The following is a 24,591-nucleotide window of genomic DNA, read 5'->3' on the forward strand; positions in this document are numbered from 1 at the left end:
GGCCCGGAGCCCAGCAGAACGGGAGCGGTCATGGAAATCCTGGTCTTCGGCGTCCAGGCCGACGAGAAGCCCCTGATCGAGCGGGCCTTCCTCGGCCACGACGAGGTCCGCTGCCTCGACGTCTTCCTCAACGAGGACACCGCCCCCATCGCGGCCGGCCACGAGATCGTCTCCACGTCCGTCAACGCCGACCTCGGCTCCGGCGTCCTGGAGATCCTCGCGGCCGGCGGCACCCGGATGGTGGCCCAGCGCTCCACCGGTTTCAACAACATCGACCTCGACACGGCCGAGCGGCTCGGCATCACCGTGGCCCGGGTCTCGTCCTACTCGCCCTACTCGGTCGCCGAGTTCGCCTGGACCCTCGCCATGGCCGTCAACCGGCGGATCGTGCGCGCCTCCACCCGCACCCGGGACTTCGACTTCCGCCTGGACGGCCTGATGGGCCGGGACCTGCACGGCCGCACCGCGGGCGTCCTCGGCACCGGCAAGATCGGCGAGGCCTTCGCCCGGATCGCCCACGGCTTCGGCATGCGGCTGCTCGGCTGGGACATCGCCGAGAACCCCGCCTGCATGGAACTCGGCATGCGCTACGTCCCCAAGGACGAGCTGCTCGCCCAGTCCGACCTGGTCACCCTGCACGTCCCGCTGATGGCCGAGACCCGGCACCTGATCGACGCGGCCGCCCTGAAGTCGATGCGGGACGACGCCATCCTCGTCAACTCCAGCCGCGGCGGCCTGATCGACACCGCCGCGCTCGTCGGCGAGCTGCGCGCGGGCCGCTTCACCGGCGTGGGCCTGGACGTGTACGAGGCGGAGGCGGGCCTGTTCTTCCTCGACAAGTCCCTGGAGGCCATCGCCGACGACACGCTGGCCCGCCTCGTCACCTTCCCGAACGTCCTGGTCACCTCGCACCAGGCGTACTACACCGAGGACGCCGTCGGCCAGATCGTCGACGCCACGGCGCGCAACGTCCTCGACTACATCGAGGGCCGCCGCTCGGAGAACGTGCTCGTACCGCGCGGCTGACCGACCAGCTCCCGCACGATCGCGGCGCCGTTCAGCGTCAGCACGGACTCGGGGTGGAACTGGACGCCGGCGAAGCCCGGCCCCCGCAGGGCGTGCACCTCGCCGCCCGCCGAACGGCTCACCTCGATCCCGTGCGCGGCCAGCTCACCGGCCGTCGCGTCGTCGCAGCGCGCGGTGAAGCTGTTGTAGAAGCCGACGGTCTCGCGCCGCCCGAACAGGTCGATCTCCGTCTGCGCCCCCTGGTACGGCACCTCCTTGCGGACGAGGTCCAGCCCCAGCCGCGCCGCGATCAGCTCGTGTCCGAGGCAGACGCCGAGGACGCCGTGCCGGTTCACGGGGGTCCCCCCGCGCGAGCGAAGTCGAGCGTGGGGGAGGAGCACCTCGGCGGTCAGGGCGCGCAGGAAGCGCATCTTGGGGTCGGCGGGGTCGGACGGGTCGCCGGGGCCGGGACCCAGCACCACCGGACCCTCGTGCCCGAGCACCGTCTCCCGCACCCCCGGCTCGTCGTACCGCCGCACACTCACGGTGAGCCCCGACGAGCGCAGCACGTGCGCGAGCATCGCCGTGAAGGTGTCCTCCGCGTCGACGACCAGGGCGTGTCCCGTGAGCGTGCCCGACGGCTCCCGCATCCGCAGCCAGAACGGCGCCAGCGAGGCCCGGCGCCCGTCCAGCGCCGCCCGCACCCGGGGGTCGTCGGCCAGGCCGGGCCGCCCGGCCGGGCCACGCGGCCGGGACGGGCGTACGCCCAGGGCCGCCAGCACCCCGGCCGCCTTGGCGTGGGTCTCCGCGACCTCGCCCGCCGGGTCCGAACCCCGCACCAGCGTGGCGCCGACCGGCACCCGCAGCCGCCCGGCGGCGTCGATGTCGGCGGTGCGGATGAGGATGGGGGAGTCGAGGGTCTGGGCGCCGCCGGCATCCCTGCCGAGCAGCGCCAGCGCCCCCGCGTAGTAGCCGCGCCCCCCGGCCTCGTGCCGCTCGATGACCCGGCAGGCGTTCTGCACCGGCGAGCCGGTGACCGTCGCCGCGAACATCGTCTCCCTCAGCACCTCCCGCACGTCCAGTGAGGACTTGCCGCGCAGTTCGTACTCGGTGTGCGCGAGGTGCGCCATCTCCTTCAGCCGGGGCCCGACGACCACGCCGCCCCTGTCGCCGACGGTGCACATCATCTTGAGCTCCTCGTCGACCACCATCGACAGCTCCTCGATCTCCTTGCCGTCGGCGAGGAAGCGCAGCAGGTGCTCGGGGGTCGGGCCGCCGGCGGGGTAGCGGTACGTTCCGCTGATCGGGTTCATGACGACCGTGCCTCCGGACATCCGCACGTGCACCTCGGGGCTCGCCCCGACCAGCGTCCGGTCCCCGGTGTGCACCACGAAGGTCCAGTACGCGCCCCGCTCGCCCTCCAGCAGCCGCCGGAACAGCGCCAGCGCGTCGGTCCTCGCGAACCCGGCGATCCGCCCCTCGTACGTGCGCCGGATCACGAAGTTGGCGCCCTCGCCGCCCCCGATCTCCTCGTCCAGCACGCGCCCGACGATCTGCGCGTACGCGTCGTCGTCGACGTCGAAGCCGCCGTCCTCGACGCGGACGTCGTGCGCGGGGAGCCGGTCGAGGACCTCGGCGAGCGGGATGCCGTACCGCTCCTCGGGAGTCAGCACCAGCAGCGGTGTGCCGTCGTCGCGGACGTCGAAGCCGCGCTCGCGGATCTGCCGGAAGGGGACGAGCGCCAGCCCCTCGTCGGGCAAGTCGGCGAGTCTGTCGTGCTCCGTCACCGGGCCGAGCAGCAGTTCCACGGTGTCGTGGTCGTGTCCGGGGGCGCGGCGGCGGAGCAGGGCGAACGGGCGGGGGTCGGCCAGGAGGCCGTCGAGCGGTGTCATGGGTCGTGTCCCTCTCGGTCTCTCGTCGAGACTCTCGGTGGGAGGAACGGTCCCGGTCGCGAAAACACCGAAGGCCGCCCCTCGGGCGGCCTTCGCGAAGTATTTCGTCGCGCGCAGTCAGTGGGCCGCCGGATGAGCGGTCCACCACCAGTTCTGGATCGAGTGCGCGAACATGCCGCCGACCCTAGCGCATCCGCCCGCGGCCCCGCGGCACATCCCGGGATGCGGGACGGCCGCGGGGCCGCGGGCGGCGTGGAGCGGTGGGCGGGGACCGCGTCAGACGATCATGTCGTACGTGTTCCAGCCGCCGCCGATCCTGCTCCGGCCCGTGAAGGGGGCGGAGGCGTTGCCGGTGCCGCGGTAGAGCCAGAGCACGCCGTCCTTGTCGCGGGCGACCAGGTCCGGCACCCCGTCGCGGTCCAGGTCGCTCGGGCCGTTCAGCTCGTCGTAGACGTACCAGCCGCCGCCGACCCGGGTCCGGCCCTCGAACGGCGCCGCGGCGTCGCCGGTGCCCCGGTAGAGCCACAGGACGCCGCTCTTGTCGCGGGCGACCAGGTCGGGCCTGCCGTCACCGGTGAGGTCGCCGGTGCCGGTCAGCGCGTTGTAGACGTACCAGCCGCCGCCGATCCTGCTCCGGCTCTCGAAGGGCGCGGAGGTGTCGCCGGTGCCCCGGTAGAGCCACAGGACGCCGCTCTTGTCGCGGGCGACCAGGTCGGGCCTGCCGTCACCCGTGAGGTCCCGGGCGCCGGTGATGGTGTCGTAGACGTACCAGCCGCCGCCGACCCGGGTGCGCTTCTGGAACGGCTCCGTCAGGTCGCCGCTGCCCTTGTAGTACCAGAGCACCCCGCTCTTGTCCCGGGCCACCGCGTCGCCGGTGCCGTCCGCGCGCAGCGCCGTCAGCGTGGTCACCGCGTCGTAGGTGTTCCAGCCGCCGCCGATGCGGAAGCGGCCGAAGAACGGGGCGGACGCGCTGCCGGTGCCCTGGTACTGCCACAGCACGCCCGACGAGTCCCGGCCGAGGATGTCGTAGCGGTCGGTGCCCGGGTCGGGCGCGGCGCCCTCGACCACCTGGACGTCCGAGGCGCGGACCCAGGCCAGCCGGTGGTTGTAGCGGATCGGGTAGAAGACCGTGTCGCCCACGACCACCGTGCGGGAGCCCTCACCCGAGCCGTCGATGTTGCCGCTGTTGTAGTAGGAGCCGTTGATGGCCGGCCCGGCCAGCGTGTACTTCTGCCCGGCGAGGACGCCGTACTTGGTCAGCGACGCGGTGTTGTCGTCCTGGACGTCCACTCCGGTGCCCGTGTAGGCGCTGTCCTCGGGGTAGGTGCGCCCGTACACCGGGACCGTGCCGGCGCCCGCCTTGGGCGTGATCACGTCCGGGGTGCCGACGGCGGCGGCGAACTGGCCGCCCCGGTTGTAGAACCAGGCCTTCTTGCCGCCGTACCAGATCGCGGTCCAGTCCTGCCGTGCCTCGGCGACGACGTACTCGCCGCCGGCGACGACCTTGTTGGCCCAGTTCCAGCCCTCGGTCCAGGTCTGGCTGCCCAGGTACGGGTCGGTGAGGGTGGCCGAGCCGGTGGTCGGCGAGGAGTACAGGTAGGTGAAGTTCGCGGGCTGCTTGGCGACCGCGGACCCGCCGTTGGTGAGCTTGGGCTGGTTCGCCGTGGTGAACGGCGGCACGACCCGGATGACCTGACCGGCCTGGTACGGGCCGCCGGGGCCCTCGGCGCCGGTGGGGGCGCCCAGCAGGTCCATGTAGTGGTTCCAGTCCCAGAACGGGCCCGGGTCCCAGTGCTGGGCCCTGACCTTGGCGTCCAGGACGCCCGGCACCTCGTCGTGGCCGATGATGTGCTCACGGTCCAGCGGGATGTCGTACTTGCCGGCCAGGTGCTTCACCAGGGCGGCCGAGGACTCGTACTGCGGCTCGGTGTACCAGCTACCGTCCTTGATCGCGTAGCCCTCGTGCTCGATCCCGATCGAGTGCATGTTGAGGGACTTGTTGCCCGCGTGCCACGCCTCGTTCTTGTTCTCGACCATCTGGGTGACCAGGCCGTCGGAGGCCCGGATCAGGTAGTGCGCGCTGGCGTACGTGCGGGAGTTCTGGAAGACGCCCAGGGCGCTCTCGTAGCTGCCCTCGGTGTCGTGCAGCAGGATGGAGTTGATCTCGTGGCCGGCCTCGGGACGGCTGGCGATGCTGTAGTTGCCCCAGTCGTCCAGGCTGTCGCTGTTCTGCTTGAACGCGGCGGGACGGAAGTCGCAGTTCAGGCCGGCCGGGCAGTCGGGCGTCGCGGCGGCCTCGGCGGCGTAGGCCCCGGCGAGCTCGAAGTCGGTGCCCCGGTCCGGCTCGACCGCCGGGTCGGCCGGCAGCGTGAGGTACTGGCCGTCCACGGTGAGGCGGCGCTCACCGGTCTTGATCGACTCGAACACGCGCTTGGCGAAGAGCTCCGCGCCCTTGTGGTCCGTGGCCTGGCTGGCCCGGGCCACGGCCGGATACCAGGCGCCGGGGTCCTCGGGCAGCGACCCGGTGGCGTCCTCCTGGTACTTGGCGAGCAGGGCGGCGCCCGCCCGGATGCTCTCCCCGGGGTCGCTCCGCACCTCCTCGGACGAGGCGTCGATCAGCTCGGCGGCCTCGTCCAGGGTGTGCAGCCGCGGGTCGCTCGTGTCGACGGGCTTCTCGCGCAGGCTCGCGAGTGCCTTCTCGGCGTCGAAGTTCTTCTCGATGGCCGGGTCGCCGCTGCGGTTCATGTGCTCGAGCTGGTGCTCGCGCTCGTCGGCGTCGCCGTCCCCGAGGTTCTCCTGGTCGACGTCCGTGAGCCCCATGACGTTGTACGCGCCGGTGGTGCTCGGCAGCCCGTCGTGGTCCTCCCAGCGGGTCTGCCGGTAGGAGACCGCCATCAGCACGCTCTGCGGGACGTCGAACTCCTCCGCGGCCTGCTCGAACTCGGCCTGCAGCCGGACGTCCGGGGCGGCGGCGGCCTTGGCGTCGTCCGAGCCGAGGAGCCCGGGCGAGGCGAGGGCCAGGGTGCCGGCCGTGGTGGCCGCGGCGACCACCGAGGCGACACCGTAGACGAGCAGTCTCTTCTTCTTGCGGTCTCTGCGATGATCCGCGCTCAAGTCCCACCCCTGATATGCGCTCGGTGTGTATGTGAGATGTCTGTGATTCAAACTTCAAAGGGGCGTGAGGTTACCAACCCCCGTCCCGCGGCCCGCAGGGGGGTGCCGTCTCACCTGTCGAACCACGGGAAAAGCGCGTGACGCGACCCCGTAGGGTTGAGGGGTGACCGTGAACGCTAAGACCAGCCCGAGCGCTGGCAACACCTGGCGAGACCTGCCCGCGGCGCAGCAGCCCGAGTACCCCGACACCGAGGCTCTGCGCGCAGTGATCGCGGACCTCGAGTCGTATCCGCCGCTCGTCTTCGCGGGCGAGTGCGACATGCTGCGCGCCCGGATCGCGGCCGTCGCCAAGGGAGAGGCGTTCCTCCTCCAGGGCGGCGACTGCGCCGAGGCCTTCGACGCGGTGTCCGCGGACCACATCCGCAACAAGCTGAAGACGCTGCTCCAGATGGGCGCCGTACTCACGTACGCCGCCTCCGTGCCCGTCGTGAAGGTGGGCCGGATCGCCGGCCAGTACTCCAAGCCGCGCTCCAAGCCGACCGAGACCCGCGACGGCGTGACGCTGCCGACCTACCGCGGCGACTCCGTCAACGGCTTCGACTTCACCGAAGAGGCCCGGATCCCGGACCCCGAGCGGCTCAAGCGCATGTACCACGCGTCGGCGTCCACGCTGAACCTGGTGCGCGCCTTCACCACCGGCGGCTATGCCGACCTGCGCCAGGTGCACGCCTGGAACCAGGACTTCGTGAAGTCGTCCCCGTCCGGGCAGCGCTACGAGCAGCTCGCCCGGGAGATCGACAACGCGCTGAACTTCATGCGGGCCTGCGGCACCGACCCGGAGGAGTTCAAGACCGTCGAGTTCTTCTCCTCGCACGAGGCGCTGCTGCTCGACTACGAGTCGGCCCTCACCCGCGTCGACTCGCGCACCGGACAGCTCTACGACGTCTCCGGGCACATGGTGTGGATCGGTGAGCGCACCCGGCAGTTGGATCACGCGCACATCGAGTTCGCCTCGCGGATCCGCAACCCGATCGGCATCAAGCTCGGCCCGACCACCACGGCCGAGGAGGCGCTCCAGTACATCGAGCGCCTGGACCCCGAGCGCGAGCCCGGCCGGCTGACCTTCATCGTCCGCATGGGCGCGGACAAGATCCGCGACAAGCTCCCCGAGCTGGTGGAGAAGGTGACCGCGTCCGGTGCCACCGTCGCCTGGATCACCGACCCGATGCACGGCAACACCTACGAGGCGGCCTCCGGCCACAAGACCCGGCGCTTCGACGACGTGCTCGACGAGGTCAAGGGCTTCTTCGAGGTCCACAAGGAGCTCGGCACCCATCCGGGCGGCATCCACGTGGAGCTGACCGGTGACGACGTCACCGAGTGCGTGGGCGGCGGCGACGAGATCTTCGTCGACGACCTGCACCAGCGCTACGAGACGGCCTGCGACCCGCGGCTGAACCGCAGCCAGTCGCTCGACCTGGCGTTCCTGGTGGCGGAGATGTACCGGGACCAGTGACGGCCGGCCCGTCGGGCGATGCCGGACGGGCGGCAGGGGCACGGAATGGGGCGCGGGTCACACACGATCCGCGCCCCCTCCACTTTTGCCGGCCTGGCGCGATGGGTAAGGTTAGGTTTGCCTCACCGGCCAGTCGGGTCCTCCGGTCGTCGGTACGGCACGACCCTGGCCCCCACGATCTCGTACCGCTCGGGAGGTGAACCGCGTGTTCGTCTGTAGCTGCTTCGGTGTCACCGAGGAACAGGTGAAGAGTCACGCGGAAGCCGGTGCCTGCACGCCCCGGCAGATCGCCTCCGCCTGCAAGGCCGGCACCGACTGCGGCGGCTGCGTACGCCGCATCCAGGCGCTGCTCGGCCGCGGCGCCTGCCCCCGTCGGCAACTGGCCGACCAGGGCGGACCGGTCCTCGCGGATTTCCCGGAAGCGGCCTAGCTACAGCGAGCCGGGGCCGGACGGGTCCGGCTGGGACTGCTCGATGACCGTCGACAGGTAGAGCGACTCGCCCAGCTTCTCGATCAGCTCGAGCTGGGTGTCCAGGTAGTCGATGTGGTGCTCCTCGTCGGCGAGGATCGCCTCGAAGACGTTGGCCGAGGTGATGTCGTTCTTGGCCCGCATCACCTCGACGCCCCGGCGCAGCCGGTCGATCGCCTCGACCTCGATCTCCCGGTCGGCCTGGAACATCTCGGTCACGCTCTGACCGACCCGCACGTGGAAGAGCCGCTGGTAGTTCGGCAGGCCGTCCAGGAGCAGGATGCGGTCGGTGAGCACCTCGGCGTGGCGCATCTCGTCGAAGGACTCCGCGCGCGTGTACTTCGCGAGCTTGGTCCAGCCCTTGTGGTCCTGCAGCTTCGCGTGCAGGAAGTACTGGTTGATCGCCGTGAGCTCGGCGGTGAGCTGCTCATTGAGGAACTCGATGACCTCGGGGTCGCCCTGCATCGCTTGACGCTCCTTCGAACGGGAACTGGCGTGTTGCGCCGCATGATTGCACCGGCACCGGAGATCGTCCAGTAAGTCTCTACTTAGTAAGTAAGTGCAGGCTTAGTCTCTATTGTCCCGTTTTGATCAAATGTAAGTAGGGTGGGTCGGGGGCATCGGTCCGGGTCTGTCAGGATGGAGGCATGGGTCAGCCGGCGGGACACGAATCGGGAGAAGGCGGTCCGGAAGGAGCGTCGCGGTTCGAGCTCCCACCGGGGCAGCGACTGCAGCGCGGCTGGCCGGTCACGCACTACGGGCCGGTCCCCAAGTTCCGTCCCGAGCGCTGGGAGTTCCGGGTCTTCGGCGCCACCGCCGACGGCGACAAGCACGGCTGGACCCACGAGGAGTTCACCGCCCTGCCGTACGCCACGGTCGTCGCCGACCTGCACTGCGTCACGAAGTTCAGCATGCTCGGCTCCGAGTGGGGCGGCGTTCCGGCCGCCACGATCCTGGACCTGGCCCCGCCCGCACCCGCCGTCACCCATGTGATGGTCTGGGCGGAGTACGGATTCAGCTCGAACCTGCGGCTGTCCGACTTCGCGGCCGGACGCACCCTGTTCGCCACCCACAAGGACGGCGAGCTGCTCACCGCCGAGCACGGCTTCCCGCTCCGGCTGGTCGTCCCGCACCTGTACGCCTGGAAGGGCCCCAAGTGGGTCCGCGGCATCGAGTACATGACCGCCGACCGCCGCGGCTTCTGGGAGGAGCGCGGCTACCACAACATCGGCGACCCGTGGCAGGAGCAGCGCTACTCCTATCAGGAGCAGCCCGGGGACGGCCCCGAGCTCTGACCCGCCGTACGGGTCCCCTCCGGGTCAGCCGTCGCGCAGCTTCTTCAGCCGCTCCACGTCCGCCGCGTGCCCCTCCTTGCCGCCCGGCGTCTCGATGACCAGCGGTACGCCCTCGGTCGCGGGGTGCGTCATCAGCGCCCGGAACGGGTCCTCGCCGATGTGACCGGCGCCGATGTTCTCGTGCCGGTCCTTGTGCGCGCCGGCCACGTCCTTGGAGTCGTTGGCGTGGATCAGCTTGAGGCGGCCCTCGCCGACCGTGTCCACCAGCAGATCCAGGGTCTGGTGCATGCCGGAGGGCCCGGTCACATCGTGCCCCGCGGCGAAGATGTGGCAGGTGTCCAGGCACACGCCGAGCTTCGGGTGGGCGTCCAGTGCCTCGAAGTACGGCCCGAAGTCCCAGGTCCGCGAGCACAGGGAGGAGCCCTGGCCCGCGGTCGACTCCAGCAGCAGGTACGGGTCGTCGTCGTGGGTGAGCTCGTCGAGCAGCGGCAGCAGGTACTCCCGGACCTGCTTCAGCGCCACCGACCGCTTCCGGCCGCCGGTCGCGCTGCCGGTGTGCACGACCACGCCGAGCGCCCCGATCGCCCGCCCGCGCCGCAGCGAGTGCCGCAGGGACTCGACCGACCGCTCCACCGTCGCCTCGGTGTGCGAACCGAAGTTGATCAGATACGGCGCGTGCACGTACGCGGGGAGGGACCCGGCGGCGCAGGCCTCCCGGAACGCCTCGTCCTGTTTCGGGCTGCCGGCCGGCGTGGCCCAGCCGCGCGGGTTGGCGACGAAGACCTGCACGGCCTCCGCCTTCAGCTCACGGGCGTAGGACAGGCCCACGGAGTGCAGGCCGCCGGCCACGGGGACGTGACCGCCGACGGGGTTGCGCGGCATACGGGGGGAAGATGCGGTGCTCATGTCCGGACCAAGGATGCCAGGACGTGCGCGCGGACCCCGGGGCAGGGTACGACCGCACCGGTGCTGCCGAGCCGGGGGGCGCGTACACGAGGGACGTCGTCGGCTTCGCGCCGCCGGACGGCGGCCGGTCCCCGGGCCGGACCGGCGGACAAAAACGTCCACGGCCCGCACGGGAGCCCGGTCGACGGAGGCACGGGGGCCCGGGGGCCTGGGGGCACGGGGGCACGGGGGCCTGAGGAGGGCTCGGCGAGGCCCTCGACGTCATCCGTCGCGTGGCCGCCGGGGCCGCCCCGAAGGCGTCCTCCCCGTCCGCCGCCGCAGGCCCCGACCATCTGCGGGGCCCGACCGTCTGCGGGGCCGCCACAGCGGCGGTCGCCGCCGGGAAAGGGGAGAGGGCAGGAGCCCTTGGCGCGTGGCCGGTGACCACTCGCTCGGCTTGCTCGCCGCTCGCCGCTCGCCGCTCGCCGCTCGCGGTGAACCGGTGCCGCCCGTCCCCGTCCCGCGAGCCGCCTCGTCAGCGGATCGTGATGGTGACGGTCGAGCCCTTGGGAGCCGTGTCCCCGCCGTCCACGGACTGGTCCTTCACGGTGTCGCCGAACAGCCCGAGCAGACCGCGGTCCTCGTCCACCTGGAAGCCGGCGTCCTTCAGCTTCCGCTTGGCGTCGTCCACGCCGTCGCCGACCACGTCCGGGACCTCGATCATCTCCGGGCCCTTGGACACCGTGAGCGTCACCGTGTCGCCCTCGGCGGCTCGGCTGCCGCGGTCCGGGGTCTGCCGGGCGACCTGTCCCTCGTCGTACTCGGAGTTCACCTGCTCGGTGGCGACCTCCACCTTCAGGCCGGCCTCCGTCAGCTCGGCCCGCGCGTCGGCCAGGTCGTCGCCGGTGACGTCCGGGACGTCGATCGGGCTGCCCTTGCTGACGACCAGGGCGACCGCCGAGTCCGCGCGCACCGTGGTGCCCGTCTTCGGCTTCGTGGAGATCACGAAGCCCTTGGGCACCTCCTCGCTGAACGCCCGGGTCACCATGCCCGGCTCCAGCCCCTCGTCCTCGAGCACGGTCCGCGCCCGGTCCAGCTTGTAGCCCTGGACGTCCGGCAGCTTCACGGTGTCCGGGCCGTCGGAGACGGTGAACGACACGGCGTCGTTCTTGCGGATGCGGGTGCCCACCCCGGGGTCGGTGCTGATGACCTTGCCGCGCTCCACGGTGTCGCTGTAGGCGTGCCGGACCTTGCCGACGTCCAGCCCGGAGTCCTCGAGCCGGTCCCGGGCCTGCGCCTCGGTCTTGGACAGCACCGGCGGCACCTTGGTGAACTGGCCGGAGTTGATGTACCAGAAGCCCGTGCCGAGGCCGAGCACCAGCAGGACGGCGACGACGATCGCCAGCGGGCCGCGCCGCAGTTCCGGCCGCCGGCGCCGGGGCGGCGCCGGCGGGGGAGCCGCCAGCCGGCTGGTGCGGTTGATCCCGTCGGCGGGGAATCCGGCGCCCGTGCCGCCGTCCTCGCCCTCGTTCACAGGCAGCGGCCGGGACGGGGATCCCCCCGCGGGGGTGGTCAGCGCGCGCGGGATCACGCTGGTGCGGTCCTCGGCGTTGTCGTGCTCCGAGGTGAGGGCCCGCGGCGGAACCGCGTCCAGTTGGTCCGCGCTCAGCGCCCCGCGGGTCTCACGGGCCTGCGCGAACAGCGCCACCGCGTCGTGCGGCCGGATCTCGGGCTTGCGCGCGGTCGCCGAGGCGACCAGCTCGTCCAGCTCGTACGCCATCCCCGGCACGGCGGCCGACGGCGGCGGCACGTCCTCGTGCAGATGCTTGTAGAGCACCTGGGCGGGGGAGTCCCCGTCGTGCGGCTTGCCGCCGGTCAGCATCTCGAACAGGACCACGCCGCACGCGTACACGTCGACCCGCGGGTCGGCGGTGCCGTGCTCGATCTGCTCGGGCGCCAGGTAGGAGACGGTGCCGAGGACGGCTCCGGTGGTGCTGGTGACCGTGTCCACGGCCCGGACCAGGCCGAAGTCGGCGACCTTGACCCGGCCGTCGTCGCCTATCAGGACGTTCTCCGGCTTCATGTCCCGGTGCACGAACCCGGCCCGGTGCGCGGCACCGAGCGCGGCCAGCACCGGCTCCAGGATGTCCAGCGCCGCCCGCGGCCGGAGCGCCCCGCGCTCGCGCAGCACGTCGCGCAGGGTGCAGCCGGCGACGTACTCCATGGCCAGGTAGACGTACGCCCCCTCGGCCCCCTGGTCGAACACCTGGACGACGTTGGGGTGGTCGAGCCGGGCCACCGACTTCGCCTCGCGGATGAACCGCTCCACGAAGGTGGCGTCGGCCGCGAGCGTCGGGTGCATCACCTTCAGCGCGAGCACGCGGTCCAGGCGGGTGTCCACGGCCCGGTAGACCGTGGCCATCCCGCCGACCGCGATCCGCGCCTCGACGCGGTACCGGCCGTCGAGCACCTGCCCGACGAGAGGGTCCTGAAGGGTCGTGTCCACGCAGCGAGTCTACGAGCCGGCACGGACACCCGGCGCCGCCGCCGACGATCGGGGGCGGTACTGCAGCGGTCCTGTGACGTACCCCACCGGGGCCGCGGGCCCTCGTGCCGTGGGGGCGGAGCGGGCGGGCGGTGGGGGCACGTCCCGCGCGAGCGCGGCCGGGCGCGGGGGTGGCGCCCCGCGAGGGCGGCCGGGCGCGGGGGCGGCACCATGCGAGCGCGGGCAGGGGAACCCGCCCCGCACCGGTGGTCAGAAGGCGGGCCGCTCGGGGTCCAGTGAGGCCATCCCGTCCGTCGGCGAGGACGCCTCCGCGAAACGCCGCCGGGGGATCCGCCCGGCCCGCCGGGCCAGCCTCCCCGCCTCCACGGCGAACCGCATCCCCTCCGCCATCAGCACCGGCTCCTGTGCCCGCGTGACCGCCGAGGCGAGCATCACACCCGCACACCCCAGCTCCATCGCCGACGCCACGTCCGACGCCGTACCGGCCCCCGCGTCCAGAATCACCGGCACGCGCGCGTGCTCCACGATCAACTCGAAGTTGTGCGGGTTGCGGATGCCGAGCCCCGACCCGATCGGCGAACCGAGCGGCATGATCGCCGCGCACCCGACGTCCTCCAGCTTCCGGGCGAGGACCGGGTCGTCGTTCGTGTACGGCAGCACCGTGAACCCGTCGTCGACCAGCGTCTCCGCCGCGTCGAGCAGCTCGATCGGGTCCGGCAGCAGGGTGCGCTCGTCGGCGATGACCTCCAGCTTGACCAGGTCGGTGCCGAGGGCCTCACGCGCGAGCCGGGCGGTGAGGACCGCTTCCCCGGCGGTGAAGCAGCCGGCCGTGTTCGGCAGCACCCGGATACCGAGCTTCTCCAGCACCGACAGCACGGACCCGTGCACGGAGGCGTTCACGCGCCGCATCGCGACGGTCGTCAGCTCCGTGCCGGAGGCCACCAGCGCGCGCTCCAGCACGTCGAGGCTGGGCGCCCCGCCGGTACCCATGATCAGACGGGACCCGTACGCCGTACCGCCGAGGACGAAGGGATCGTCGGCCATGGTCAGCCTCCTTGGACGGCGGTGAGGACTTCGACGCGGTCGCCGTCGGCCAGGGCGGTGGCGGACCACCGCGCGCGCGGGACGACGGTTTCGTTCAGGGCGGCGGCCACGCCGGACGGTGCCGCGGTGAGCGTGCCCACCAGGGTGTCCAGGGCCGTGCCGGGAGCCACCTCGCGCGGCTCGCCGTTGACGGAGATGTTCATGCGGACTGCTCCGAGAGTTCCGGGAGTGCGGGGGCGGCGCCGAAGCGCCGGGGGGTGAAGGGGCGGGCCTCGGCCGGCAGCTCCCCGGTGGTCAGGGCGTGCGCCAGGGCGTCGCCGGTGACCGGGGTGAGCAGGACGCCGTTGCGGTGGTGCCCGGTGGCCAGCAGCAGCCCCTCCAGCCCGGCCGGGCCGAGCAGCGGGGCGTTGTCCGGGGAGCCGGGGCGCAGGCCCGCCCGGGTCTCCGTCAGGGGCAGCTCGGTGATGCCGGGGACCAGCTCGTGGGCGTCGCGCAGCAGCTCGTAGACGCCGCCCGCGGTGACCGTCGTGTCCCAGCCCAGCTCCTCGCTGGTGGCGCCGACGACCAGCTCACCGCTCTCCCGGGGCACCAGGTAGAGGGGGTTGCCGCGCACCACGGCCCGCACCGTCCGGCTCAGCAGCGGCCCGTGCGTCCGCGGCATCGTCAGCCGCAGCACCTGCCCCTTCACGGGCCGCACCGGCGGCAGCACGTCGTCCGGGACGCCCCCGAGCCGTCCGCTCAGGCTGCCCCCGGCCAGCACCACCTGTCCGGCCGCCAGCACGGTGCCGTCGGCGGTGACGACCCCCGTGGCCCGCTTGCCGCCTCCGACGGTGAGCTGCTCGGCCCACACCCGGTGGAAGACCACGCCCACGCGTTCGCAGGCGGCCACGAGCGCGGCGGCCAGGCGCCGGGGGTCGATCTGATGGTCGCCGTCCACCCGGAGCCCCCCGCGCACGCCCGGCGCGAGCATCGGCTCCAGGCGTCGGCACTCACGCCCCGACAGCCACTCGGACTCCAGACCCGAACGCTGCTGGAGCGCGTGCAGTTCCCGCAGGTGGGCGCGGTCGTCGGCGTCCAGCGCGACGGCCAGGGTGCCGCACCTGCGGTAACCGAGATCGTGGCCGGTGAGGTCGGTCAGCTCGGCCGCGAACTCCGGATAACGGCGGGCCGAGGCCAGGTTCAGCGCGAGCAGCGTCTGCTCGCCGTAGTGCAGTTCCGTGACGGCGGCCAGCATCCCGGCCGCCACCTGGGCGGCCCCGCCGCCCGGTTCGGGGTCCACGAGGGCCGTGACGAGCCCGCGCTGCGCGGCCCGCCAGGCTGTGACCAGGCCGATGATCCCGCCCCCGACGACGAGGACGTCGGGGGTACGTGACGACGTGTGTGGCGGAGACGACATGGGCGTCCAGCCCCTCCCTTCGCCGGCATGACCCGGATCAGGTTCGTACGGTCGGAGGCCGCCAGCCTCCCTCTCAGCCCGGTGCGTCCGGGCTCCCGCGAGTGCTTTACGTTGGCCAGCCTAGCCCGCAGCGCATCGCACTCGTAAGGGAGCCTCCACCCGTGGCGCGTTCACTCGACGGTCTCGTCCTCGCCCCCGTCGCCGACCAGGCGCCCGGCCAGGTGGGCACGCGCACCCGCTTCACTTACCACGAACAGGACGGTGCCGTATGGGCCGAGTACGCGGGCGGTGACGTCGTCCGCGGCCGTCTGGTGGGCACCCGGGAGGGTGACCGCCTCGACTTCCGGTACGTGCAGCTCAAGACCGACGGCGGCACGTCGTCGGGACACTGCGTGTCGACCGTCGTCGACCTGCCGGACGGGCGGGTGCGCCTGGACGAGACCTGGGAGTGGGAGTCGCGGCGGGGCAGCGGGACGAGCGTTGTGGAGCAGGTCACTGCGCACGGGCACTGACTGACGGAGGGTCAGTGTCTAAGGTGATCAGGTGAGCGAGCAGACGCAGGAGCGGACCCGGGAACGGGGAGCGGACGCGGAGCGCCGCGTGGTCGTCGTGGGCGCGGGCATGGCGGGTGTGCAGACCGCGGTCGCCCTGCGCGAGCAGGGCTTCACCGGCACCGTGACACTGATCGGCGCGGAGCCGCACCAGCCGTACGACCGCCCCCCGCTGTCCAAGGCCGTCCTGCTCGGCACGGCCGAGGGCTCCGCCTTCGACGTCGACTTCGAGGCACTCGGCATCACGCTGCGGCTCGACTGCGAGGCCCTCGGCGTCCGCCCCGGCGCACACGTCCTCGACACCTCCGCCGGGCCCGTGCCCTACGACGTCCTCGTCCTCGCGACCGGCGCCGAACCGATCCGGCTCCCCGGCGCCGAGGGCGTGCCCGGCGTCCACCTGCTGCGCACCCTGGACGACGCCGAACGGCTGCGCCCGGTGCTCGCCCGGCAGCACGACATCGTGGTCGTCGGCGCGGGCTGGATCGGCGCCGAGTTCGCCACCGCCGCGCGGGAGGCGGGCTGCGCCGTGACCGTCGTGGAGGCCGCCGACCGGCCCCTCGGCGGCGCGCTGCCCGACGAGGTCGCCGCGTCGATGGCCACCTGGTACGCCGACGCGGGCGCCGCATTGCGCACCCACGCGCGCGTGGAACGCGTCGAGCCCGGCGGCCCCGGGGAACCCGGCCACGTGGTGCTCGACGACGGCTCCCGGCTGCCCGCCGGCGCGGTCGTCGTCGGCATCGGTGCCCGGCCTGCCACCGCGTGGCTCGCCGGCTCCGGGATCGGTCTCGGCGCGCACGGCGAGGTCCTGGCCGACGACCGCCTGCGCACCTCCGCGCCGGACGTCTACGCGGTCGGTGACTGCGCCTCCTTCCCGTCCGGCCGCTACGGCGAGCGGCTGCTGGTCCACCACTGGGACAACGCCCTCCAGGGCCCGCGCACGGTCGCCGCCGACATCATCGGCGCCGCCACCGGCGAGGCCCCGGCGGCCTACGACCCGGTGCCGTACTTCTGGTCCGAGCAGTTCGGCCGCTTCGTCCAGTACGCCGGTCACCACACGGCCGCCGACACCACCCTGTGGCGCGGCGACCCCGCCGGACCCGCCTGGACGGTCTGCTGGCTGCGCGAGGACCGCCTGGTCGCCCTGCTGGCGGTGGGCCGCCCCCGGGACCTGGCCCAGGGCAAACGCCTGATCCAGGCGGGCGCGACGATGGACCCGCGGCTGCTGGCCGACCCGGCGAGGCCGCTGAAAGCGGCGACGGCCTAGCCACCGCGCCGGAAGCGGCGGCCCGGCTCCGACGGGTCCGGCTTCCGACTGTCAGTGCCAGATGGCAGGCTTGAGACGTGACCGAGATTGACGCAAAGATCGATGCTCTCGTGCCTGCCTGGCTCACCGTCCCCGACATCGCCGAGATGCTCGGCGTCGAGGTGACCCGCGTACGCCAGCTCATCAAGGAAGGCCAGCTCATCGCCGTACGGCGCGGTGAGAACCGCGCGCTGCACATCCCCGCGGCCTTCATCGACGAGGACAAGGTCGTCAAGGGCCTGGTCGGGACCCTGACGCTGCTGCGGGACGACGGCTTCACGGCCGAGGAGATGCTGGAGTGGCTCTTCACGCCCGACGAGACCCTGCCCGGCACCCCCGCCCAGGCGCTGAGCGAGAATCGCGGCACGGAGGTGAAGCGCCGCGCCCAGGCGCTCGCCGTCTGACCTGACACACACCGCCCGGCGTACGGGCCGCGACCCACGGCCCTCAGCGACCGTGACGGCCTCGGCCCGCACGCCACTGCCACGGCCCGGGCCCGCCCGCCACTGCCACGGCCCGGGCCCGCCCGCCACGGCCGCGATCCGCTGCCGCCGCCCGGCAACCCGGGCCACGGCGCGGTCCGCCGCGGCAACCCGGGCCACGGCGCAGTCCGCCGCGGCCGACCGCGCGCGACGCACAGCGCACCGCCGGGCCGTCGTGCCCCGCGGTCCGTGCAGCGTGTCGCGGCCGCAGCCCGTATCCCGAGCGCCGCGAAGCGCCCGCGACCTGTACGCCAAGCGCCGCGGCCCACCGCCGCGGCCCGTAAGCCAAGGCCGGCGGCCCACCATGGGCCCACGCCACTGACCTGGGGGACACCCGCATGCACGACAACGCCGCGACCGCCCGCGCCCGGCTCGCCGACGCCCGGCTCTACCTGTGCACGGACGCCCGCCGCAGCCAGGGCGACCTGCCCGAGTTCCTGGACGCGGTGCTCGCGGGCGGCGTCGACATCGTGCAGTTGCGCGACAAGGGCATGGAGGCGGGGGAGGAGCTGGAGCACCTCGAGGTCTTCGCCGACGCCTGCGCCCGCCACGGCAAGCTCCTCGCGGTGAACGACCGGGCCGATGTCGCCCACGCCGCCCGCGCCGACGTGCTGCACCTCGGGCAGGGTGACCTCCCGGTGCCCGCCGCCCGCGCGATCCTCGGCGACGACGTCCTCGTCGGCCGCTCCACGCACGCCGCAGCCGAGGCCGCCGCTGCCGCCGCCCAGGAGGGCGTGGACTACTTCTGCACCGGCCCGTGCTGGCCGACCCCCACCAAGCCCGGCCGCCACGCTCCCGGCCTCGACCTGGTCCGTCACACGGCGTCCCTGGGCACCGACCGCCCCTGGTTCGCCATCGGCGGCATCGACCTCGGCAACCTCGACGAGGTGCTGGAGGCCGGTGCCCGGCGCGTCGTGGTCGTCCGGGCGATCACCGCGGCGGACGACCCGGGCACGGCCGCGGCCGAGTTCGCGAAGCGGCTGCGGCGGGCGTAGGCCAGTGCCGGAGGCATGTGTCCAAGGGGTGGACAACAAATCGACAATGCGGACAAATATCCCGCATCCGGTTGGGTGACCGCCGCCCCCTGGCTAACCTGCCCGTATGGCCCTCGGAACCGCATCCACCAGGACTGATCGCGCACGCACCGTGCGCGACATGCTCGCGTCCGGCAAGACGACGTACTCGTTCGAGTTCTCCGCGCCGAAGACGGCCAAGGGCGAGAAGAACCTGTGGAGCGCCCTGAGGCGGGTGGAGGCGGTCGCTCCGGACTTCGTCTCCGTGACCTACGGCGCCGGCGGCTCCACGCGCGCGGGGACGGTCAAGGAGACCCAGCAGATCGTCGCCGACACGACGCTGACCCCCGTCGCCCACCTCACCGCGGTCGACCACTCCGTCGCCGAGCTGCGCAACATCATCGGCCAGTACGCCGACGCGGGGATCCGCAACATGCTGGCCGTGCGCGGCGACCCGCCCGGCGACCCCACCGCCGACTGGGTCCCGCACCCGCGGGGCCTGACCTACGCCGCCGAACTCGTCCGGCTCATCAAGGAATCGGGCGACTTCTGCGTCGGCGTCGCGGCCTTCCCGGAGATGCACCCGCGCTCCGCCGACTGGGACACGGACGTGACGCACTTCGTCGACAAGTGCCGGGCCGGCGCCGACTACGCGATCACGCAGATGTTCTTCCAGCCCGAGTCCTACCTGCGTCTGCGAGACCGGGTCGCCGCGGCCGGCTGCGAGACCCCGGTCATTCCCGAGGTCATGCCGGTGACCAGTGTGAAGATGCTGGAGAGGTTGCCAAAGCTCAGCAACGCCTCGTTCCCGGCCGAGCTGAAAGAGCGGATCCTCACAGCAAACGACGATCCGACCGCTGTACGCTCCATTGGCATCGAGTTCGCCACGGAGTTCTGCGCGCGGCTGCTCGCCGAGGGTGTGCCCGGACTGCACTTCATCACGCTCAACAACTCCACGGCGACCCTGGAAATCTACGAGAACCTGGGCCTGCACCACCCGCCGCAGGCCTAGACCGGCCGCACATACTTACGACACACTGCGTAACGGCCACTGGGAGAGGGGCGTACATGGGCTGGACGGTCCTCTACATCGCGTTCGGCGTCGTCGCACTGTGGCTGCTCGGTGAGGTGCTGCTGCAGTACAAGGCGCGGCTGCGCTGGCGGCTGCTCGCCTTCGGCGGCTTCGCCGGCGTCGTGGCCGGTGTGCTCATGTCGAACGTGATCGTCATCGGGCTGGGCGCGGCCGCCTTCGCGGTCGGCCAGACCTACGTCACGCTGTCGTTCCGCCGCGGCTTCGAGGCGGGCTGGGCGGTCAACGCCCCCGCCGGCCTCGTCGGCAGGCGCGGCCGTCCCGAACGCGGCCGCCAGGAGCCGACGTTGGAGGTCTCCGGTCTCGAGGCGGCCGAGGGCGGCAGGGACGACCACGAGGCCTACGGCGAGCATGCGCAGGGCCACGCACCGGGCGGGGCACCGGGCCAGGGCGGCCCGTCCCACGGCCGCGACGACTACGGCAACGACGACTACGGCCGCGACGACTACGACCGCGACGACGTCTTCACTCCGGCCCGCCCCGCCGACCCGACGGCCGCGGAGACCACCGCCGTCTACGAGCCGCAGCCCATGCCGGACGACACCGGCACGTACGGCGTGTACGCCGACGCCGGCTACGGCCACGACCAACAGGCACCGGCCGCGGCCGCGCAGGGCGCCGACCCGTCCTACACCTACGACTACTCGGGCTACGGGCAGCAGGGCTACGGCTACGACAGCGGTGCCCAGCAGCAGTACGCCGCCTACTCCGACCCGTACATCGGCACCCCCACCTACGGCGGGGCGCCGTACGACACCGGCGGCTACGACACGAGCGGTGGCCAGCAGTACGGCCAGCAGGGCTACGGGCAGGACCAGTACGCCACCGGCACGCACGGCGGCTACGGCGGCGAGACCCCGGCCGCCGGCGTGTGGGTGCCGCAGCAGCGCAGCACCGACGACCCCTACGGCGGCGAACTCCCGCCGGAGCAGACGTATCCGTACCAGGGCGACGGCCAGACGCAGGGCCAGGGTCAGGGCGGCCAGGGCTACGACGAGCAGTACCGCTTCTGACGTCCGCTCAGGGGCTCGGCGGCGGCCCCTGAGCGCGCACGTCGGCCGCCGACCGCGCGCACCGGCCCTCGGCCGCTCACTGGGAGCCCCGGAACTCCGGTCCCTCCACGATCAGTCCGGCGACCAGCGCGCCCGACATGCCCGCGTGCGGCAGCCCTCCACCGGGGTGCGACCACCCGCCGACCGTGAACAGCCCGCCCGTGCGCGTGCCGTTCGACGGGTGCAGCAGCCGCCCGCCGGCACCCGCCAGCGCCGGCACCGGAATCGCGCCGTCCGCCACGCCGGTCGCCGCCGCGACATCGGCCGGGGTGCGCACCTCGTGCCACAGGAGACGGTCGCGCAGACCCGGTATCGCCCGCTCGGCGGCCTCGACGAGGCGCTCGACGAGGTCCTCGCCGTCCGCCCCGCAGCCCGCGGGCACCACCGAGGAGAGGGTGACCGCCTCGTGGTCCGCGTCCGGGACCAGTGCGGGGTCCTCGGGCCGCAGGACCGTGACGGTCGGGCGCGCGGGCGGACGGGGTGCCGGGCCGAACAGCGCCTCCAACTCGGCCTCGCGGTCCGGCGCGTGCACCACCGTACGGTGGGCGGTGCCCTCCGGCCGGCCGCCCCGCAGCGCAAGCAGCACCGTCAGCCGGCTCGCCCCACCGCGCTGCGGCGGCACCTCGCCGTCGCCCCGCACCGCCGGTCCGCCGCAGAGGCGGTCCAGCACACCGGGCGCCACACCGGCGACCACGAACTCCGCCTCCGCCGCCCCGTCGCCGGCCAGCTCCACGCCCGCCACCCGGCCGTCCTTCTCGACGATTCCGGTGACCTCGGTGTCGAAGTGGAACTCGACCCGGCGGGCCAGGCACCGCTCGTACACCGCCCGCGCCAGCTCCCGCAGACCGCCGTGCACGTACCACATGCCGAAGGCGTACTCCATGTACGGCAGGACGGCGGTGTTCGCCGGCGCGGTCCGGGGGTCCAGACCGTGGGCGAGCGCGTGGCTCTCCAGGAGGGCGGCGAGCCGGGCGTCCCGCAGTTCCCAGGCACCGACCTCGGCGAGCGTGCCGGCCCGGCGGGTGCGCAGGAGCCGCTTGTGCGGGACCGCGGGGTAGGGCTCGCGCTCGGCCAGCACCCCCCAGTTCGGCCACAGCGGCTCCTCCAGGAGCGGGCGGCGTGTCCGGTCCCAGGTCTCCCGGGCCCGCACCAGAAAGTCGCCCCATCGCCGCGCGGCGGCCGGACCGAGTGCCCCGCCCAGGGCGGCGACGACGCCCGCCCGTGACGCGTTCGGCAGGGGGACCTCCGTTCCGTCCGCGAACACGTGCCGTGACGACGGGTCGACCTGGACCAGCTCGACACAGGACTCCAGCGGCTCCTTGCCGGTCTTGACGAACAGATCGCGCCAGACCGCGGGCAGCGGCAGCAGACCGGGGCCGGTGTCGAAGGAGAAGCCGTCCCGCTCGACGCGGCGCAGGGCCCCGCCGTACGTACCGGTCCGCTCGTACACCGCCACCCGGTGGCCCGCGACGGCCAGCCGGGCGGCGGCCGCCATCGCGCCCATCCCGGCGCCGATCACCGCAATCCGTGCCATGCCAGGGACTTTATCCGCCGCCGCCGACACTCCGGTCCCAGGGGCCGCCGGGCCGTACACCTGCGGGAACGGCCGGTGAGGGGGCCGACCTGAGTACCGCGACGGGCGCGCGGGTGACCGGATGGGAGCGCGCCGCCGTGAGCCGGGGTGCGGACGTCTGAGTACCCGTACCTAGCCGCCCGGATGAGTACGCGCGCGGATGGGGCCCGGCCCGCGTGGACGAGAGAGTGGAGACACGGAGAGGGGCACGGCTCCGGAACCGGCGACACGGGGCGCCGGAACGGAGCCGGGCCCGCGATCCGCTCCTTCCGCCGGCCGCGGTCGGCGGGAGCGAGGCACGGGGGAGCCCGGGGGAACGACCGCGAACGGGGGTTCCAACGGGGGGACGTACGGGGGAGCGAAAGAAGGCGCCGGTCCGACGGCGGCCCGCGGGGGACGCGGCCACCACGGACCGGCGCTCTTCGTGCCCGACCGGCGGAGCGAGGTGCCTCAGGGGCGACCGCTCACCCGTCCCTGGAGCAGCCGCGACAGGGCCGCGTGCACCTCGTCGAGGGAGCGCTCCGGCTGGAACGACTTCCAGTCCAGCGCGGCCACCAGGACCATGCCGACCAGCGCGGCGGCGGTCAGCGGCACGTCGATCTCCTCGCTGAACTCACCGCCGGCCACGCCCTCGCGCAGCACGCCCTCCACCACCGCGACGGCCTCCTGCCGGACCACCAGGAGCGTGGACTGCCAGGCCCGGTTGGTACGCCACAGCTCGGCCACGTAGAGCTGGGTGAAGGCCGGGTAGCGGTCGATGAACACGAGCCCCGCCCGGATCATCGCGTCCAGGGCGTCGACCCGGCCGCGGCCCTCCCGCGCCGTCCGCTCCGACGCCTCCCGCAGCGACGCGGTGAGGAGCCCGACACCATGGCGCAGCAGCTCCTCGAAGAGGACGGACTTGCTGGCGAAGTTGTAATAGACCGTGCCCTTCGCGACCCCGGCGCGTTCGGCGATCTCGTCCACGGTGGTGGCGGAGAAACCCTGCTCGGCGATGAGGATGACGGCCGCCTCGTAGAGCTTCTGCCGGGTGGCCTCGCGGCGGCTGCTGCCCTGCGAGGTGGCGCTGCTGCTTTCCATGTCCCGATTGTCACAGCACTTCCCCCGACGACGTCACCGCGGGGTGCACGGCTCCGCCCCGGGTGCGAACGGCCGGATCGCCGGCGACGGCCGGGTCGGCGCGAGCAACCGATCCGAACCCACGATCGAAGTGAAAGTGCAGGTCAGAACGGATTGTCAGTGGCATAGCTCACTATGGGCACATACGGCACCTCGTAGCAGGGTGTGCCGTCGGAGACGACAGGAGGATCGTCATGGCCCACTCGTCCGCAGCCGCCGCCCGGCGGCGCCGCGCAGCCGGCCCTGCACCCTCACTGACCGGCCCGCCGAGCGACGTGCACCCCGTGCTCCGCCGGGCAACCGCCCCGCCCGCCGCCCTCGACCTGCTCGCCCAGGCCCGGGCCGGACTGGAGGAGGCCACCGTCCTCGAGACACCGAACGAGCGCTACGCGACGGCCCATCTCGCCGCCCTGCGCACCGCCGCCGCGGTGCTCGCGGCACGAGGCCGCCCCGAGACGACGCCGCGGGCCCGGGCCCGCATCCGCAGTGCCTGGGAAGTGCTCCCCGAGATCGCGCCCGAGCTGTCCGACTGGAGCGCGCTGTTCGCCGCGGGCGCCCGGCGCCGGGCCCGCGCCGAGGCGGGCATCGAGGGCGCGGCCAGCCGCCGGGACGCCGACGACCTGATACGCGACGTGGCGATGTTCCTGCGCCTCGTGGAGCGGATGCTCGTCCTCCAGCCGGTTCTGCCCCAGCCCCGCCCGGACACGGACCAACCGGACACGGACCAACCGGACACGGACCAACCGGACACGGACCAACCGGACACGGACCAACCGGGTCCGGGCCGACCGGGTCCGGGCCGGCCGGGTCCGGATCACCCGGGTCCGGACCATGGAGACCCGGACCATCGGGACCCGGACCATCGGGACCCGGACCATCGGGACCCGGACCATCGGGACCCGGACCATCGAGACCCGGACCATCGGGACCCGGACCGCTCGGGTCTGGATCGCTCTGGCCCGGACCCAGCCGACCCCGGCCGTCCCGGTGTCGGCCGCCTCGACCCCGGCCGCCTCGACTCCGGCCGTTCCGGTCCCGGCCGCCCCGACTTCGACCGCCAGGGCGTCGACCGCCCCGACCTCGGCCGCCCGGACATGAGCCGCCCGGGCAGGGAGTGGTCGGGCAGGGAGTGGCCGGGCAGGGAGTGGTCGGGCGGAGACCGTGAGGGCCGCGACCTGCCGGACGCGGGATGAACGGTGGACCGGCGCCGGCCCACCGCGCACCGCCGGGCCGGGACGCGGAGTGCGGAGTGCCCGGGGCCGGTGGCACGGGGTGACCGGTCGTCG

At 73.1% G+C, this 24,591-nt stretch carries 21 protein-coding genes, 1 pseudogene and 1 riboswitch; of the genes and pseudogenes, 11 read left to right on the plus strand and 11 right to left on the minus strand.

The window, feature by feature from the left end:
* Positions 1 to 30 precede the first annotated feature (30 nt).
* Positions 31 to 1,026, plus strand: coding sequence for a 2-hydroxyacid dehydrogenase (locus B1H29_RS26725; RefSeq protein WP_055416512.1), 996 nt, complete (start codon positions 31 to 33; stop codon positions 1,024 to 1,026).
* On the opposite strand, the gene B1H29_RS26730 is transcribed toward B1H29_RS26725, so the two are convergent.
* From B1H29_RS26730 to B1H29_RS26740, 3 genes are all read right to left on the minus strand, one after another.
* Complete coding sequence (locus B1H29_RS26730) at positions 978 to 2,897, minus strand: anthranilate synthase family protein (RefSeq protein ID WP_055416511.1); 1,920 nt, start codon at positions 2,895 to 2,897, stop codon at positions 978 to 980. The two genes, B1H29_RS26725 and B1H29_RS26730, sit on opposite strands and share 49 nt — an antisense overlap.
* Positions 2,898 to 3,014: 117 nt before the next feature.
* Complete coding sequence (locus B1H29_RS40240; protein ID WP_079160482.1) at positions 3,015 to 3,113, minus strand: trp operon leader peptide; 99 nt, start codon at positions 3,111 to 3,113, stop codon at positions 3,015 to 3,017.
* Positions 3,114 to 3,173: 60 nt separating this feature from the next.
* Entirely contained in the window at positions 3,174 to 6,011 is a 2,838-nt protein-coding gene (locus tag B1H29_RS26740) for an N-acetylmuramoyl-L-alanine amidase (protein WP_055416510.1), read from the minus strand.
* Positions 6,012 to 6,174: 163 nt separating this feature from the next.
* Here B1H29_RS26740 and B1H29_RS26745 point away from each other — a divergent pair, with 163 nt between their 5' ends.
* Both B1H29_RS26745 and B1H29_RS26750 read left to right on the plus strand, forming a co-directional pair.
* A complete protein-coding gene (locus B1H29_RS26745) occupies positions 6,175 to 7,527 on the plus strand; it encodes a class II 3-deoxy-7-phosphoheptulonate synthase (RefSeq protein WP_055416509.1) in 1,353 nt (450 codons plus the stop codon).
* A 196-nt stretch (positions 7,528 to 7,723) separates the two neighbouring features.
* Entirely contained in the window at positions 7,724 to 7,957 is a 234-nt protein-coding gene (locus B1H29_RS26750; RefSeq protein WP_055416508.1) for a (2Fe-2S)-binding protein, read from the plus strand.
* On the opposite strand, the gene bfr is transcribed toward B1H29_RS26750, so the two are convergent.
* Positions 7,958 to 8,461 carry a bacterioferritin gene (bfr, locus tag B1H29_RS26755; protein ID WP_055416507.1) on the minus strand — a complete coding sequence of 168 codons (504 nt, stop codon included), beginning with the start codon at positions 8,459 to 8,461 and terminating at the stop codon, positions 7,958 to 7,960.
* A gap of 182 nt (positions 8,462 to 8,643) precedes the next feature.
* Between bfr and B1H29_RS26760 the strand changes: the two genes are divergently transcribed.
* Entirely contained in the window at positions 8,644 to 9,291 is a 648-nt protein-coding gene (locus tag B1H29_RS26760) for a sulfite oxidase-like oxidoreductase (protein WP_055416506.1), read from the plus strand.
* A gap of 24 nt (positions 9,292 to 9,315) precedes the next feature.
* Here the strand turns inward: B1H29_RS26760 and B1H29_RS26765 are convergent, their stop codons facing one another.
* From B1H29_RS26765 to thiO, 5 genes are all read right to left on the minus strand, one after another.
* The gene (locus B1H29_RS26765) at positions 9,316 to 10,197 is read right to left on the minus strand and encodes a deoxyribonuclease IV (protein ID WP_055416505.1); all 882 of its coding nucleotides are present in this window, start codon (positions 10,195 to 10,197) and stop codon (positions 9,316 to 9,318) included.
* Between the two features lie 514 nt (positions 10,198 to 10,711).
* The gene (gene pknB / locus B1H29_RS26770) at positions 10,712 to 12,682 is read right to left on the minus strand and encodes a Stk1 family PASTA domain-containing Ser/Thr kinase (RefSeq protein ID WP_055416504.1); all 1,971 of its coding nucleotides are present in this window, start codon (positions 12,680 to 12,682) and stop codon (positions 10,712 to 10,714) included.
* Between the two features lie 249 nt (positions 12,683 to 12,931).
* Positions 12,932 to 13,726, minus strand: a complete 795-nt coding sequence (locus tag B1H29_RS26775; RefSeq protein WP_055416503.1) for a thiazole synthase — start codon at positions 13,724 to 13,726, stop codon at positions 12,932 to 12,934.
* Between the two features lie 2 nt (positions 13,727 to 13,728).
* Positions 13,729 to 13,929, minus strand: coding sequence for a sulfur carrier protein ThiS (gene thiS, locus B1H29_RS26780; RefSeq protein WP_055416502.1), 201 nt, complete (start codon positions 13,927 to 13,929; stop codon positions 13,729 to 13,731).
* Positions 13,926 to 15,122 (minus strand): glycine oxidase ThiO, encoded by a 1,197-nt coding sequence (thiO, locus tag B1H29_RS26785; protein WP_055416501.1) that lies wholly within the window; start codon positions 15,120 to 15,122, stop codon positions 13,926 to 13,928. Before thiO ends, thiS begins: the two co-directional genes overlap by 4 nt.
* Positions 15,120 to 15,231: riboswitch (TPP riboswitch) on the minus strand. Its footprint overlaps the gene before it by 3 nt.
* Before the next feature lie 52 nt (positions 15,232 to 15,283).
* Between thiO and B1H29_RS26790 the strand changes: the two genes are divergently transcribed.
* The 6 genes from B1H29_RS26790 to B1H29_RS26815 all read left to right on the plus strand — a co-directional run bounded on the left by B1H29_RS26790 (position 15,284) and on the right by B1H29_RS26815 (position 20,574).
* Positions 15,284 to 15,634 (plus strand): hypothetical protein, encoded by a 351-nt coding sequence (locus tag B1H29_RS26790; protein WP_055416500.1) that lies wholly within the window; start codon positions 15,284 to 15,286, stop codon positions 15,632 to 15,634.
* 31 nt (positions 15,635 to 15,665) lie between these two features.
* A complete protein-coding gene (locus B1H29_RS26795; RefSeq protein ID WP_432280063.1) occupies positions 15,666 to 16,937 on the plus strand; it encodes an NAD(P)/FAD-dependent oxidoreductase in 1,272 nt (423 codons plus the stop codon).
* A gap of 77 nt (positions 16,938 to 17,014) precedes the next feature.
* Positions 17,015 to 17,380 (plus strand): Rv2175c family DNA-binding protein, encoded by a 366-nt coding sequence (locus tag B1H29_RS26800; RefSeq protein WP_055416498.1) that lies wholly within the window; start codon positions 17,015 to 17,017, stop codon positions 17,378 to 17,380.
* A 416-nt stretch (positions 17,381 to 17,796) separates the two neighbouring features.
* Positions 17,797 to 18,453: a thiamine phosphate synthase gene (thiE, locus tag B1H29_RS26805; RefSeq protein WP_055416497.1), complete on the plus strand. Its 657-nt coding sequence runs from the start codon at positions 17,797 to 17,799 to the stop codon at positions 18,451 to 18,453.
* A 106-nt stretch (positions 18,454 to 18,559) separates the two neighbouring features.
* Positions 18,560 to 19,483 carry a methylenetetrahydrofolate reductase [NAD(P)H] gene (metF, locus tag B1H29_RS26810; RefSeq protein ID WP_055416496.1) on the plus strand — a complete coding sequence of 308 codons (924 nt, stop codon included), beginning with the start codon at positions 18,560 to 18,562 and terminating at the stop codon, positions 19,481 to 19,483.
* A gap of 56 nt (positions 19,484 to 19,539) precedes the next feature.
* Positions 19,540 to 20,574: a hypothetical protein gene (locus B1H29_RS26815; RefSeq protein ID WP_055416495.1), complete on the plus strand. Its 1,035-nt coding sequence runs from the start codon at positions 19,540 to 19,542 to the stop codon at positions 20,572 to 20,574.
* Positions 20,575 to 20,650: 76 nt separating this feature from the next.
* Here B1H29_RS26815 and B1H29_RS26820 read toward each other — a convergent pair whose 3' ends face one another.
* Positions 20,651 to 22,147, minus strand: a complete 1,497-nt coding sequence (locus B1H29_RS26820) for a phytoene desaturase family protein (protein WP_055416494.1) — start codon at positions 22,145 to 22,147, stop codon at positions 20,651 to 20,653.
* A gap of 489 nt (positions 22,148 to 22,636) precedes the next feature.
* Positions 22,637 to 23,266, minus strand: a complete 630-nt coding sequence (locus tag B1H29_RS26825; protein WP_055416493.1) for a TetR/AcrR family transcriptional regulator — start codon at positions 23,264 to 23,266, stop codon at positions 22,637 to 22,639.
* A gap of 233 nt (positions 23,267 to 23,499) precedes the next feature.
* On the opposite strand from B1H29_RS26825, the pseudogene B1H29_RS26830 reads away from it, so the two are divergent.
* Positions 23,500 to 24,054 (plus strand): annotated as a pseudogene (locus tag B1H29_RS26830) (SAV_6107 family HEPN domain-containing protein); the annotation flags it as partial.
* Positions 24,055 to 24,591: the final 537 nt, after the last annotated feature.

This window comes from Streptomyces pactum (genome assembly GCF_002005225.1).
Lineage (GTDB): Bacteria > Actinomycetota > Actinomycetes > Streptomycetales > Streptomycetaceae > Streptomyces > Streptomyces pactum_A.